The organism is Telluria sp. GW821-FHT07G12 (assembly GCF_059418525.1).
On sequence record NZ_JBWKQA010000001.1, the window covers coordinates 1,479,455 to 1,492,974 of the forward strand.

At 57.7% G+C, this 13,520-nt stretch carries 9 protein-coding genes and 1 pseudogene; 4 read left to right on the plus strand and 6 right to left on the minus strand.

Features of this window, described 5'->3' with window-relative positions; all coding sequences use genetic code 11:
• Positions 1 to 6: 6 nt before the first annotated feature.
• Positions 7 to 294, plus strand: coding sequence for a hypothetical protein (locus tag AC07PE_RS06910; RefSeq protein WP_498762655.1), 288 nt, complete (start codon positions 7 to 9; stop codon positions 292 to 294).
• Here the strand turns inward: AC07PE_RS06910 and AC07PE_RS06915 are convergent.
• The 3 genes from AC07PE_RS06915 to AC07PE_RS06925 all read right to left on the minus strand — a co-directional run bounded on the left by AC07PE_RS06915 (position 291) and on the right by AC07PE_RS06925 (position 1,943).
• Positions 291 to 500, minus strand: a complete 210-nt coding sequence (locus AC07PE_RS06915; RefSeq protein ID WP_498762656.1) for a hypothetical protein — start codon at positions 498 to 500, stop codon at positions 291 to 293. The two genes, AC07PE_RS06910 and AC07PE_RS06915, sit on opposite strands and share 4 nt — an antisense overlap.
• A gap of 384 nt (positions 501 to 884) precedes the next feature.
• Positions 885 to 1,118 (minus strand): hypothetical protein, encoded by a 234-nt coding sequence (locus tag AC07PE_RS06920; protein WP_498762657.1) that lies wholly within the window; start codon positions 1,116 to 1,118, stop codon positions 885 to 887.
• 123 nt (positions 1,119 to 1,241) lie between these two features.
• Entirely contained in the window at positions 1,242 to 1,943 is a 702-nt protein-coding gene (locus AC07PE_RS06925; protein ID WP_498762658.1) for a hypothetical protein, read from the minus strand.
• Between the two features lie 434 nt (positions 1,944 to 2,377).
• Between AC07PE_RS06925 and AC07PE_RS06930 the strand changes: the two genes are divergently transcribed.
• Complete coding sequence (locus tag AC07PE_RS06930) at positions 2,378 to 3,604, plus strand: Shedu immune nuclease family protein (RefSeq protein ID WP_498762659.1); 1,227 nt, start codon at positions 2,378 to 2,380, stop codon at positions 3,602 to 3,604.
• A 255-nt stretch (positions 3,605 to 3,859) separates the two neighbouring features.
• Here AC07PE_RS06930 and AC07PE_RS06935 read toward each other — a convergent pair whose 3' ends face one another.
• The 3 genes from AC07PE_RS06935 to AC07PE_RS06945 all read right to left on the minus strand — a co-directional run bounded on the left by AC07PE_RS06935 (position 3,860) and on the right by AC07PE_RS06945 (position 11,853).
• The gene (locus tag AC07PE_RS06935) at positions 3,860 to 9,238 is read right to left on the minus strand and encodes an NACHT domain-containing protein (RefSeq protein WP_498762660.1); all 5,379 of its coding nucleotides are present in this window, start codon (positions 9,236 to 9,238) and stop codon (positions 3,860 to 3,862) included.
• On the minus strand, positions 9,235 to 9,741 hold the full coding sequence (locus tag AC07PE_RS06940) for a hypothetical protein (protein WP_498762661.1): 507 nt from the start codon (positions 9,739 to 9,741) through the stop codon (positions 9,235 to 9,237). Before AC07PE_RS06940 ends, AC07PE_RS06935 begins: the two co-directional genes overlap by 4 nt.
• Positions 9,742 to 9,996: 255 nt before the next feature.
• A complete protein-coding gene (locus AC07PE_RS06945; protein WP_498762662.1) occupies positions 9,997 to 11,853 on the minus strand; it encodes an ATP-binding protein in 1,857 nt (618 codons plus the stop codon).
• Positions 11,854 to 12,042: 189 nt separating this feature from the next.
• Here AC07PE_RS06945 and AC07PE_RS06950 point away from each other — a divergent pair.
• Both AC07PE_RS06950 and AC07PE_RS06955 read left to right on the plus strand, forming a co-directional pair.
• Positions 12,043 to 12,156, plus strand: a pseudogene (locus AC07PE_RS06950) (IS5/IS1182 family transposase); the annotation flags it as partial.
• A 655-nt stretch (positions 12,157 to 12,811) separates the two neighbouring features.
• Positions 12,812 to 13,312: a hypothetical protein gene (locus AC07PE_RS06955; protein ID WP_498762663.1), complete on the plus strand. Its 501-nt coding sequence runs from the start codon at positions 12,812 to 12,814 to the stop codon at positions 13,310 to 13,312.
• The last annotated feature ends 208 nt before the right edge of the window (positions 13,313 to 13,520 follow it).

Consider the following 13,520-nt stretch of genomic DNA (forward strand, 5'->3'; position numbering starts at 1 on the left):
CTTGCCATGAAAATCACAGTCACAAGACAAGCAGTATGTGCAGCCGACGATCAGATTAATGATCTGGTCATGTACATCGACATTTCTCATGGCATGACGCTTGCTGATTGCATCACTCAAGTCGAGCGCGCGAAGTTTCTACAGTTTTCTTCTTCCCACTCGAGCATTACAGGGTATTTGAATGGCCAAGCCGTGGTCAGGATGTTCGCGACGGCTAAAGCGGAATATCTTGTTAGGTCCGATTTTCCGGTGGCGGCAACGGCAGAAATACAAAACCTGTCATTTCGCTTTTAAGACAGATCATCAGATGTTCTAGCCAGCTCGCCGAGCCAGGCCAGCGCACGCTCGACCGTGGCAAGGTCCTCCTGCCGCGCCACGCCGATCCGCCCCGCTTTCGGATCGATGCTGATCTTCAGGTCGGGATCGATCTTGCGGATCGCAGCCTTGAGACGGAAGGCGCAGAACATGCACTTGATACCGGGTGTCGCCAACTCGAGCATGGGATTCTCCTGACAGGTTGAGTGAACCCAGTCTGAAGCTTCCAACGATGGCAAGGTCAAGATTGTTACGCCAGAATAAATTCTTGAACGAGCCATCAATGTAAACAAGGACTTAGAAACGGAAGCAAGGCACGGTCGGCACTGTAACTTCTTGAACAACGACTCTGGACAGCATTCTTGCGCTCTCTGCAATAATAAACTCTTGAATGAACTTGAGGTTTCTTACCGCTTCTTCTCCCTGTGCAGTTCACCAGTTCAAAAGACGCGAACGACAGGTGGCGGAGAGGCCGAATGACTAATCGTCGACATGGCACGCCTTGCTACCCGAGGTAGCAAGGCGTGCCACCCGCGTTCCGACAGCGATGACGCCACGTTGCGGATGGATCAGTTGGCCTTGATCTTCGAGTAGATCGTGCTCACTGGTACGCCCGTCATCTTCGCCAAGGTTTTGACAGGCATGCCGTTGTCGTAGCCGTTCTGCAAGATCTCGTCTTGCTGTTTGGGCGGTTGCGCCTGATACAAGGCGCGGTTGAAACGGTTCTGCTGGGTTTCGAAGGCATCCCCGACCTTTTTCAACAGATCGCCAATGCTTTGCGCGTCACCGGAAGTAGTACTCATTGCAAACTCCTAGAAGGTTGTACGACACATGTGTGCCAGGAAGTGGTTCCGTAATCGGATACCACGGCGCTAGCGTACATCCGGCAATCCCCTCTGAATATGGCGCGACCGCGCATTCTGAAATTACCTGAAGCCTTTTTTGGGGCGGCCTCTCTTTTCCAGAAAGTATGATTCAAGCTCTGGCGCGCTCTTCAAATAGCCCGTAATGGTCTTGACCCCGCCATCGGCGGCATAGAAGCGTATGCCCTTCGATTCAGCCAGCTCGCGTATCTGATCGCGTATCTCGGTGGCAGCGGCAGTGGCCGACTTCCATGTTTCGCCCGCCTTACCTCTCTCCCTGATGATGTGGACGGCTTCTGCGCCTATTTCCTTGTATGGCGCAGCGCGGAGTTCGGCTGCCCTGGTTGCACTGGTCGACACCGCCTGTTCGACCTCTGCAGACAAAGCACCGGACAGGCCTTGGATGTAGTTGCCGGCATTCTTGGCGCTAGCGCAGTATGACATGGCATCCATCGCGGCTGACCAGGCGGTCCGACGGTCCCCTTTCGTCAGCGCGACCTTCGCCTCGGTCAGATAGCCACAAGCGATCAGTAATATGTCGCGAGTGCTGACGCCATCCTCGCTCCGGTAGGCGAGTTCAAGCAATTCGTCGCCGAAGACGCGCTCGACCGACATGGGAATAAGGACAGCACGGTAAAAGTCCGCGACGGTTTGCCCCGTCGTCGCCTGTAGATACACGTGCGCCAGATTTGTCGGCAGGATCCGATCAATGTAGAACTCGAGGGTTTTTTCGTGGCGCGGAACAGTGAAGCGTGGATTTCCCATGTTTGCCCTTATAGAACTTAAATGATACTGCGACACAATGCCAATCCAGGCTGTCTGCCGAACGGGCGGAGAACGTATTCCAACACACACTCATCCGCGTTTGTGCTCAACGTCTTCAGTACCGAGGGCGATCGGTTCCATAATCGCAGCCGATGTTAAAGCGATCCAATATCATGCCTCAGCTCAACCGTTAGCGGAAGAGCGGGCTGAAGAGCGCCTATCGAACCCTCTGCTTGTCCTAAGGGTAACAACCCCATACACTGAGCTATTACGATCGTCCCTGTTCGGGCCAAGAGCAGTCAGTGCAGAACAGCACGTTTCGACATGAGCCTACTTTTGAATCGGTGATTATCAAAACAGGGGGCGCGTGATTGGCTATAAGTATCGCTCAACTTACGTAGTAGAAACGTCCAAATTTTTCACTAACGAGAAACATGATTAATTTCAAAATCACGCCTACAGGTGTAGAACTCGAATATCAAGGAGAGCAAAGGGGAACTAGCGAATGGGTCTGGAATGAACTGAGGGATAAGAATGCGGCGCGGGTATCTCGCGTGTTCTCGTTCGAGCTCAAGGACCTGCTAAACCCTCCGTCGGCCACGCAGGATTTCGAAGGATACGTGTTCCGGTTTCGATTCGGTATATTCCTAGACGATTACGTGAAGATTCCTGGAAGGGTCCTCGATATCAAGAACGACTTGCTCGTAGCTCGAGATGTGACGCTGAAACGGAAGATTTTTGTTGCTGAGCGCAATGTTTCTATTTTTGGTCGTCTCTCAGACCTACTGGAACACTCTGGCCCGATCGTAATTGGCGGAACGCGTCGCGATGCAATTCCATGCGACGTGTTTGAGGAGTTAATCAAAAAATTTCCAAACACTCATGAAATCGATCGCTATGCTGATGCCCGCGTTCACACGATCCTTTCTGAATACTTAGACGGCATGAAGGACGCGCGGGGTCGCTATGAGGCGTATCTTAACAAGAAGGCGTCACTCACCAGCACTACGAAACTCGACTTTAGCGTACTAAAGAAATTAGAAATTGAGAAATACGTTCTGATCCGAAACATGATCGAAGACGCCTTGGCGACCAAACAGGATTTATCTGAGGGAGAGTGGCAGAAGCTGATGTTATCCTTCCTGCTCCTATTGTTCCCAAAGTATATTAAGGTGTTCGAGAACATTACAATTCACGACTACTACAGCGACCCAGGAAAAAAAACTAATCGTTATATCGACATCGGCTTGATTGATGCGCATGGAAATCTCGACGTTATCGAGGTCAAGAAGCCTTTCGATGATAAAATCCTTCGCAGAAACCCTTACCGTGGCAATAGCATTCCAACCTCGGAACTTAGCGGCACCATCATGCAGGCCGAAAAATATCTCTTCCATCTATCGAAATGGGGAGTTAACGGAGAGGATATACTCACCACGAAGTATGCCGCTGATCTGCCGCCGGGAATGAAAATCCGGATATCCAACCCTAAAGCAATCATCATCGTCGGGCGAGATCAAATCGGCGGCGCCGAAATGACTGGCAGCCAGTTGTTGGACTTCGAGGTGATAAAGCGCAAGTACGCGAACATGATAGATATCATCACGTACGATGACTTGCTACGACGACTCAACAACACGATTGTTGCCCTTGGTCGTTGACGGCTTATGGTTGATCGAGGCTACCTTCTTCTCATACTGGGCCATCTCAGTCTGTGTGAAGGCATTGTCGCGAACAGCAAATGACAAAAAGCAGTACTCGGAAATCCTTGCTGGTGGACATTACCGTACTCTGAAAGACCGAGATCGGCCTTTGTCCGAGGGCATATCATTGGAAGCTTGCCGCAGACCCTAAGTCGCTAAGCACCGGGGGGCTACACGCCGCCCGGTGTGCGCAAGAACTGAAATGGCCTCATCTTACGCTGGCGCTGCGAGACGCACACCTCGAAAGGACTCGCTCTGCTGCAAGGCCGCGCTACGGCGGTCGCCGAGATCAACCAGCGCGTCAAGTACCTGCAACAGCTTGCGAGCCAAGGGGGCGGGCAACGGATGCATTCGGTCGGCGTGCGCCTGCACCAAAGCCGCAATCGTGGCTGGTACCGATGAGCCCTTCCAGCCCGCAGGCAGACGTCCGTCGACAATTTGTGCCAGCACTTGGTCAGCGAACGTGTCTGCAGGGTAGGCAGAACCGGAACGTTCGCACAGCGTGACGAACTGGCGCGCAACGTAGGGGTTCCAGCCGGCGGCGCGCACCATGCTGTCGACCAGCGGCATCACTTGGTAGAGATCGTCCCAGCGGCCGTTGGCAAAGCGCGCGGCGTCAGGAGCGCTCTCAACGACTACGAAGAGCAGCGACTTTACTAGCTCCGGTAGATCAAAGCCGCCAATGCGCCCATCATTGTAAGGCGAGCGGCGCAGGTCGTCGTTCTCCAGCGTACGTTCGAGCACGGCCCACAGCAGGTGCAGCGTGTCATCCCGAATCGTCGGCGCATCAAGGACTTCGACGCAGACTAGCGATTGAGCAAACGGCGAGAGCAGTCGCATCGCGATCTCGTCTTGTTGCGTAAAAATCGGACGCAGCAATCTCTGCAAAACCTCGTCGGCTGGAAGGTGCGCTGCAGCGCTCGCCAGCGTACGCGCCAATTGGTCCTTCCACTCGTACAGATTCCCATCACCACGCTCGCGGCCACGGCGCCGCTCAGCTCGCCACGCTGGGTTGATCGTGTCGAGCATCCAGGTGACAAACGCCTCAAGTGCGCCGACAAAGTGTTCCCGGGCTGCGCTCGACATGACTGCTGCGACCGGGACCTTCTGCAAGACCTTCGCGGCGTACTGACTATCCCACAGGTCATCCGTGCTACGCCACCCGTCTTCCTCTTCCGTGTCAGGATCCGGCGGATTTTCAGCGCCGTGCACGGCTTGTACCCATGAGGGTCGCGGGCGCACCAAAGTAGGCAACAGTCCTTGCGCCCTGTATTCGTCGAGAGCTGCGGCTACCGCCGCGGCGCGGCGGTCGGATTCCAACTGTCGCCGGGCCTCGGCGTCGAGCCGGTACATGTCTGGCCTGCTTACGTGCTGCGCCAACCGTAGCCCGAGGTTCAGGCCACACCAACTGAATCGCGAATCGCGTTCCCAGCATCCTGCGGCACCTTCTAGCGCAATTAGCGAGACCGAATCGAGCGGGTGTGCGATCAAGCGATAGAGCGCTTCGCGGTCTGCGGGATATGCGCGGCCCGACGTGATACGTGCAGCCAACGCATGCGCCACGAAGATCTTCGGGTACCAAGGAATGACCGATCCGGCAAATGTGTCGTCGGACATCTCGTCCTGCGTGACTCGGAAGCTTTCGATGACAGCATCAGCCCAGGCCACATGCTCACTAGCTTCCGCAAAACAAATTACACTCGCTGCCGTTCCCGCAATAGCGCCTTCCGTGAGCCCACTTCCAGGCATCAACGAAACAGACCGTTCTGCAGCCGCCGCTTCAGCCAGCTCTCTTGCACGTGCGACGGCCTCGTCCACCGAGAGGCCTGGCGCTATTTGTCTCAACGTGAAGCACTTGTCCACCCAAAGCCACAACTCCGTCTCGCGCGCCACCAGCGTATAGTGCTGCCGGGCCGCTTGCACCTCAGGAGCTTCGTGCCGTGGACTACTCATCGAGATTTGGACCGCATCGCTGCGGCCGGGGATCGGCTCGGCGGTGTAGTTCTCAGCATGGCCCAGCTCGGACCATAGTTCGGCCGTGTTACGCAGCTTAGCCATGAGTTCGGGGTTCTGGCTTTCTTCCTGGTAGGCGAATTCCAGCTTATTCGGGAAGTCGTCGAGAGCTGCTCGGCACGCATCCCGCAAGGCCACGTCCCCACCCAGGACGAAGGATGGCACCAAGTCCCGCAGTTCCAGGTGGCGCGACGTCATCTGCGTGCTTTCAACGACCGCTTGTCGATGCACCGCGTCAGCACCGTTCTTTTCGAAGCCGATCAGCCCCGCACTTTGCAATTGTTGCTCCTGGACCTTGCGTTGCAAGTCTAGTCGCCACAGCCGGAGGCTGCGCATCAGCGCCAACGACGTTGGCGACACTTCATTTGCTCTCAAAACAAGGTGCACCGCAATCCCTAGGATGCTGATACTCGTATGCCCGCTCAGCAGCTGTCGTAGTATTTCATCCACCGGGCGTCCAGCATCGAGCTGCGCAATGGCCCAGCGCTCCAAGGTCATGAGCGCGCACTCCACCACCTGAGGCCCGCGATGGCCACGGAACCAGAAATAGTGCGAGTCGTCTCCCCAGAACTCTTGTTGTGCCCACGGAAACTCGATCACGAGCGGCAACGGCGTCGCGCTGCCATGCCAGTGTCGATGTAATTGCCGCCATGCCGTGGTGGCATGGTTCGTCACATCGCAGATCAGCTCAAGTGCAATCGCTGGCTCATGCATGAACAGCGAGTGGAACGGTTCGCGTAGAGGCGATGCAGGAAAGAACCCGTGATGGTCATCGATCGACAGCCGGTCCCAATCATGCCGGGAGAACGAGTGGTGCATCGTCGACATATCCGAGAGCACGAGATTGTCCCATCGCGACCGGTTCTCTGGCGGGATCGCCTCGACTTCCTGGCGCCTTCGACGCGCATCATCCGCTTCGCGACGCCACCGCGTCCATGTGTCGTCCGGCAGTTCGCTCATAAACCAGCGCCGGGCCACTTGCGCGAGCTGCGTAGGATGCGTCTGCGCCAGCACTGGCGCGAAGGTCATGAGCTCGCGGAACGCGCTATCACTCCAGCGCTCGATCGTCTGGACCTTCACAAGATAGGCGTCGACCACATTCGGGTAAGCGCGCGCTGCGCGCAGCACCAACCTGCGCAACTCCGTCTCGAGCTGTGTGGGCACGCGCGGGCGCGGCGTGCCATCGTCCGCTGACCTGCGACGGGACCGGCGCTCCATTCGCTCGTCCTCAATCGCGTTCAGCCAAGTTGCGCACTGCTCGACGATGCGTTGCGACATTTCGTTCGGAACGTCTGCGACAGCGATCTGCCACGTCTCGAAAAGGTCGACAAGGTCCTGCAGGTGTGTATCCGGGATTGACTCGACCTGCTCGATAGCCCAAACGAGCAGGCGGCGCCACGCAGCGAAGTCGGAAGGCCAGCCCAGCACGTCTGCAACACGGATACGCGCGGCGGCATCTAGATCACCGCCCAACGCCCCTGAAAGCACTAGCGGATTGGGCGTCGTCTTCTCAGCCTGCATCCACATCAAAAGCCTTCCAAAGAGCTGATGACTGTTCGCCGACAAAGTCGCAGCGAACATGTCGATGTGCTCGGCAAAGCGTGGGCTGAAAACAGGCGCCACCAGCCAGGCGCGCAACCACTGCGGCCGCACCTGAGCCCGCTCGAGCGCCTGCAGTTCGCGTGACCACTCGTCAGGGATCGGATAAGTCGATTGCGACAGCAGCTCCACCACGCGGGCCAAAGCAGGTGGTTCACCGGCCGCAGTCAGGGCAGCGATCCAGTCATTTCCCTGATCCATCAGCAGATGTAGAAACGACCACTCGAAGAAGATGTCGTGACTGAACTGTGCTGTATGCCCAGGGCGAACCTGCTGCACCAAGCCGTCCTCCTCCAGCGCCGGAAGCACGTCCCGCGTCGCCGTCGACAGATCACGGATCCGTATATTGCGACCCAAGTCGGGGGCACTGCGCTGCGCGAGCTCGATGAGTCCCCGCTGCCGCGCCAGAGCCTGCGGCGCGTGGGCGTCATAGCCACCTCGCGTCCACCACGCCTCCACAAGGTCCACCTCTGACTGAGGCGCGAATTCGGCCGGGTACGCCGCCCGGGAGAATCCTCTTGCTAGTACGGCAGCAAAGAACGGACGGCGTGCCAGTGTGCGCACGCGCTCATTTCCTCCGGTCAGGAGTGGTCGCAGTGCCGGCAGCGAGTCCGCGAGCGCGCTAGCCTCATGGCCGGTCAAGTTCTTGACATCGACATAGCCCACCCCGCCGTTGGCAAGTAGTGCTGGAGGTACCCAATTGCGCAAGGGCTCGATGCCAGCATCGCGCGCAGTGGCGACCACGCGCCAGTCGGAAAGTGCAGGGTTCGTCAGAAGCTGGCCGAGCAAGTCAGTCACGATCGCGCGCTGCTCCGGCGCGATACGGTCTAGGCCATCGATAAGTAACGTGGCATGTCCGGTCGCCGCGACTTCCACGAGCAGCTGCTCGATCGATGTCGCCGCCAAGCCCATCGCCCGAGCATGCTCCGACCAGCTGCGACCAGAGAGTCGATTGGCAGTGAGAAACAAGGTGGTGCCGTCGGCAGCCAGCTCGTGCACCAGGTCGCGCAGTAGAACCGTTTTGCCGGTACCGGGCAGACCTTTGATGAGCGTCAGTCGGTGGGCCGCCATCTCAACACGGAGCTGATCGCGTAGCGCCTGGCGCGGAAGGTGCACTCCGCCGATGTCATCGGCCTGCTGGTCCAGCCAGTGTCGCGTCCAGTCGCGTAAGGTCTGTTTGTCGCCGGCGAACGCGGGCGCCCCCACGAAGCGCCAGCCAGCGAGAGCGCGAACCAGCGATGCGCGGGTGTGCACGGCGCTGCGGCCAGCGCCATCACGAGCAAGCTGGCGCAGCAAATTCCACAAATCAGCAGCACGCGGCACCTGCCCCGGCACCAGTGCCCGTTGGAGACTTACAACCGTCTCTGCTTCGTGCGTCGATCCTGCGTGAAGGAAGTCAAACCGGATCAGCACCAAATGCGAGAACAGGCGATGCAGTTGGTCGTCGGATAGAGGTGAACCTACGTCCTGTGCAACTACTCGAACTGCTTCGGCTACAGCCCGGTGCGTGGCCGAAGCGTTGCCACCGTCGACAAACCGTTGCATGAAGGCCGCAGTTGTGTCCGAGGCTCGCGCCCATTCGCACACGGTCGAGAAAGCACGGGACGTCTCTTCTGCCACCGACGCCGTGACCGCTCCGACACGGTCCACGTGCTCGCGAAAGTCGGGCTTCTGCAAGGTCTGCCAGCTGCGCTGGATCACCTCTCGGAAGTCCCTGTTGGTTTCTGCCTCCGAAATCGTGAGCGAGCGTTTGACCTGCAGCGCCAGCCGCCTGACCGTTCCGTCCGCCAAGGAGGTTGCATCAACAATCACGTCGTCGAGGGGCTCACCGAAGTCGGCCTGCTGCTGGGCCACCCGCTGCACGACCCTACCGTCAAGGGCAGCCGCCGTCGTACCACCGATCATCGCCGCCAGATAGTGCGCTGCGACCGCATCCTCGTAGGTAAAACCGGCGCCGCCGGTAAGTTCAGACGACGTCATGTCCACCTCCGGCTGTTACGACGCAGCGTCAGGGTCTGACGCAGTCGGCTCACGCGCGACCGAAGAGCGGTCGATGTTGATGCATGCAGGGAGGCAAGTTCATTGTACGAGATACCTGCAGCCACGCCAGTTAAAAGATCCCAGTCGTCAGCGAGCAACTGCGACGCAATGTGTCGCAACTCGCGGCGCGCATGTAGTTGATCCTCGAGGGACGACGCGGCTGCGGATTCAACACCGCCGTCGTTACCGCAGACCGCGGTCTCATCATCGAACGCCCCGGCTTGTGCCTCGCGTCGTAAGGCGTCTCGATGTCGCTCCTGCCGGGCCGCGTTCGCCGCGAGTCGGTGCATGTCGGCCTCGGCGAGGCTTTCGGCCCGAAAATCGGCTTGGTGAATGACGTTCAAGGCTGCTTCCAAGGCGCCGCCAAATACGATGGAGGTCGTGGAAGAGAGCTTGGATTGCAGGCGCGCGTAAGCGCCCCAGGAATGCGGAATTTCCGCCATAGGTGAACCCCTTTCTGTGCGGACAGTCTTGCCGCGGTCGGGTTAAAAAGCGCCTGCCCTTTCCAAAGTCGGGATCTCACGGCCGGACGCTGTGCCGTCCGTGAGCGATCGACCCTGTGGGGGCTGACGTTGAAAGTGTAAGCAGTTTTTTAACTTGGGGCAAGCGATCGTCAGGCGACCCGGGAAATAAAGGTCGTGCCTTCAAAGTCCCTGGAGCCTATTGACCGGCAGCTGTTATGCCAGCCGAGTTACGGTTCACGCGGTCAGCTGGATGCGGTAGGTTTCCGACCACTCCCGGCGCAGCTGATCGAACACGTGCTTGGCTTCATCGCTGCGCATGCCGAGGACCCCTTGGGCACGGGCAAGAGAGAGCAACAGCAGCTCCAGGGCAACCAGCGGGCCTTCGTCGACGTGTTTTTTGTCGAGAGCTTGCCCCTCTTCTAACGCCTCTTCCACCGGTTTGCGCGCAAGTTCCTTCAGCGGGTTGTACAGCTTGTCGAAGAAGGCATGTGCAGTATTGATGGTCAAGATAATTCGGCCGAACTTGTGATCCACGTGGTAGAACGGCCAATACTCATCATGCTTAAAATCGATCAGGTAGGTCGAATTCTTGACACGCTCGAACGCCTGTTCATCCGACTCCTCATCGCGCTTTAGCGTCACCGCCAAACCGCGCAGATTGGCATCAAGTTGCTGCTGTTCTTCAGGTGTCAGTTCTGCGGACAACGGCTTGGCGTGCAGCTGATCGACTTCGTTGGCCCGCTGCTCGCTTGCTGTCGCTTTCGCCGGGTCGATGCGGCTGGCCTTCTCAGCTTGGAAGCGTCTAATTTCATCGTTCAGCTTTGTGATGTCTGCCCCGATCTCCTCCCGGATCTTGTCGAGCACGTAGTCCTTCATGCGAATGCCTTGCTTGTTCGATGCAACACCGAAAGCCTCGTCAAGGATGCCCGGGAAGTCGATCTGTACACGGTACCAGTTGGTCACGCTGTGCTGCGAGGTCAGCTTCGGCAGCGGGCCAGCAAAGACCTCCCGGTCGTTGCGAAGGATCGACACGGTCAGGCCATCGAAGATTCGCAAATCGTTTTTCTGTGTCTTGCGATCGAGATTCGACCATTCGTCGATAGGCAGCGCAAACACCTTCGCGACGATCTGACTCACGCGAGTCGGATCGCTTTCCGATACCGGAATGTCGATGGGGCGCGACAAGACTAGCCGGCTCGTCGTGGGTACACCGTGCGTCAGCGTTTTGGAGTGCCTCGCATTGGCCATCGAATATGTTGGATCAAAGGCTTCGACGCGACGGTTGTTCACGTAGAGGCGCAAGTCTCCCGAAATCGCTCGCCGGTAGATACGGGCCATCTCACTGATCGCGTGCTCACCCAGTGTGCGGGCCTTGCGCGACGAAAGGCGATCGCAAGCTGGCATGTAGACGATCGTGCCGTGCGACCCGAGCCGTTCGGCCAAATCATCGGCGTCGGTGGCAAAAAGGTTTTGCTCCTTCGCATCAGTCGGCCAGCCCATCGGTTTAATGAAAAGCTCGGCGAGTTCGGCACGAAGCTCCGTGTTCAGAGTGGGGTCGGGCAGGTTGACCGCATTCGAGCGATCCTTCCCGATGGCCTCGACATCGAGAATCATACCGTAGATGTTGCCCAGCTCCTGCCAGGAGTACAGCTCCATCACAGGACTCATGCTTAGCGCGGCCGTCTTCATGCCCATGCCGAACCGGCCGATGCCGTCCCGGTTGTTGTAGTGCATCGAACCGCCAAAAGACGTGGCGACCTTGAGCACGTTAGGTTCCATGCCGCGGCCATTGTCGTACACGGCCGCGTCGACCTGATAGTCTCCCCTCTTCCCGCTCTGACGGAAGAAGATGCGAACTTCGGTCGCGCCGGCTTCGATGGCATTGTCGACGTGCTCGCACAATGCAGATGTGGTGTGGTTGTAGCCCACATCACGCAAGGAGGAGATAAGCGTCTGGGCGAAGAACAGTGGAACGGCCGCGTTCTCCTTCAGGATACGGTTCAGGACAGTACGGCCGCCGCGCGGCGCGTTCGGGGCCCAGTCGATAGAGGACTCGGTTGTTTCGACCGCGGTGGTATCGGTGGTCTGCATAGTAAAAGCTCCAAGGGTTGTTGCGCCGCTGTTGGCGCGGGAGGACGAGAACCTTACGGTCCGCAATACTTAGGACCCGGCCGAGGCCATGTGTTGCAGATTTCTTTCGAAAGGTCCAGGAGTGATACTGCGGCGGCTCTATGAATAAATCTATGGACTGTGGGCGCATCGATGCTGCTTGAGCACCGGCGTTGGGCGTTTGAACAAACCCATGGTGGGCTGCATCGATCTCGGAGACTGCGAGTCCGCCACGAGCGCCGCGCGGACAATCAGCAGGCCTTTCTTTCGCTGGCCTGCTATTAACGTGTATTTAAGTCGCTAAGATTTGATCGCCTTCTCATTCGGCGATACCGCGCGTTCTCCAGGTTGTGGCTGCAGTGTGTGGGGCGGTTACGCCGTGGAGAAACCCGCGTGTGAAGTAGCGTCTAATCCGCCAAAGATAGTTGGCCAGATGTGCCAGGCAGTACAGTTGGCTGAAAAAGGGGGAAGTGGGGAGGTGGAAAAAGAACAGGAGGCGTCTCTGCCTCCTGTACCCGACTTACTTGAGCAGTGCTACAACCAGATGAACTAGCGCAGTAACAACCCTAGGGTCTATTCTGAGTTTAAATTCAATTTGCATTGGATTCCTTTGCAGAGGGTTGAAGTATGGGCAAGAGAACGGTCTTGTCGACCGCACAAGTGCCACCCGCGGAAGGCTAGGCCTCCCTTTGGCGAGGGCCGGAATACGACTCCGGGTCGCCACTTCCTCTACTACAAAGGCTCTTCAGAACTGCTGAGAGTGTACGGTATATCGGGAATACGAGGCAAGCTGCCGATTAGCTGATGTTACATCTCTAGCAACAACCCTGCTTGCTAGCAGAGCAATACGGGCCGTACACTGAGCCTTGCGAACGGCCAGGTTAGGCCATTTCCAGACGGTTACTCCTTCCGCGTGATTGATATTGTTCTGAAAATTTTCATGGCAGCATTCGCTGATCTAAACTCTACTTGGCTGGCATCTTTCATGAATCTACAAACACTCTTGCCCCTCCTCGTTCCGAAGGCGATCGCCTGGGCGCAGGAGCAGTCTCATCTGATAATGCGGAGCGGTGTTTCCTTGAATGAGAAGGGAACGGCGCTTGCGACGCACGTGGGCGTTGCGAAGCCTGGGCTCGTCCGAATCCAGTACGTCTCAGAGCTGCCGCTGCCAGAAGACCCATTGTTGCGCGAAGTCGCCGATGCTACCGGCCTGATTGGCCCGCACATGGCGGGCATTACCCTTGGCTATGGCATCTTCATCGTGGAGAGACATGCTGACGTGCGGCTCATTTCCCATGAACTGCGCCACGTACAACAATATGAGAGCTTCGGAGGTATCGAGGCGTTTATGCCTGTGTACTTGGCCCAGATCGCTTCCGTAGGCTATCACGATGCCCCACTTGAACAGGACGCACGTGTCTATGAAGTGCATGCGACCTGATTGGCAATCGACGCGGACGTCCTGTCGACGGGCGTTCGCCTGCCTACTGTCCATCGGTCGTTACTAGTGCTTTGTGACGTGTTGAGAGGCAGCTTCGGGGTCGATTCCTGTCCGTCGTGACGGTTCGTGACTTTTCCGCTTAGGCAACCCGCTATACTGAGCCGAACGGCCGAGATCGGCCACAATTGCAGATATTTAGCTCCCCAGG

Excerpts from the sequence above, each read along its gene's own strand:
- AC07PE_RS06930 (WP_498762659.1), top strand. The coding sequence starts at position 2,378 with ATGATTAATTTCAAAATCACGCCTACAGGTGTAGAACTCGAATATCAA.
- AC07PE_RS06940 (WP_498762661.1), bottom strand. The coding sequence starts at position 9,741 with ATGGCGGAAATTCCGCATTCCTGGGGCGCTTACGCGCGCCTGCAATCC.
- AC07PE_RS06920 (WP_498762657.1), bottom strand. The coding sequence starts at position 1,118 with ATGAGTACTACTTCCGGTGACGCGCAAAGCATTGGCGATCTGTTGAAA.
- AC07PE_RS06925 (WP_498762658.1), bottom strand. The coding sequence starts at position 1,943 with ATGGGAAATCCACGCTTCACTGTTCCGCGCCACGAAAAAACCCTCGAG.
- AC07PE_RS06910 (WP_498762655.1), top strand. The coding sequence starts at position 7 with ATGAAAATCACAGTCACAAGACAAGCAGTATGTGCAGCCGACGATCAG.
- AC07PE_RS06935 (WP_498762660.1), bottom strand. The coding sequence starts at position 9,238 with ATGACGTCGTCTGAACTTACCGGCGGCGCCGGTTTTACCTACGAGGAT.
- AC07PE_RS06945 (WP_498762662.1), bottom strand. The coding sequence starts at position 11,853 with ATGCAGACCACCGATACCACCGCGGTCGAAACAACCGAGTCCTCTATC.
- AC07PE_RS06955 (WP_498762663.1), top strand. The coding sequence starts at position 12,812 with ATGGCAGCATTCGCTGATCTAAACTCTACTTGGCTGGCATCTTTCATG.
- AC07PE_RS06915 (WP_498762656.1), bottom strand. The coding sequence starts at position 500 with ATGCTCGAGTTGGCGACACCCGGTATCAAGTGCATGTTCTGCGCCTTC.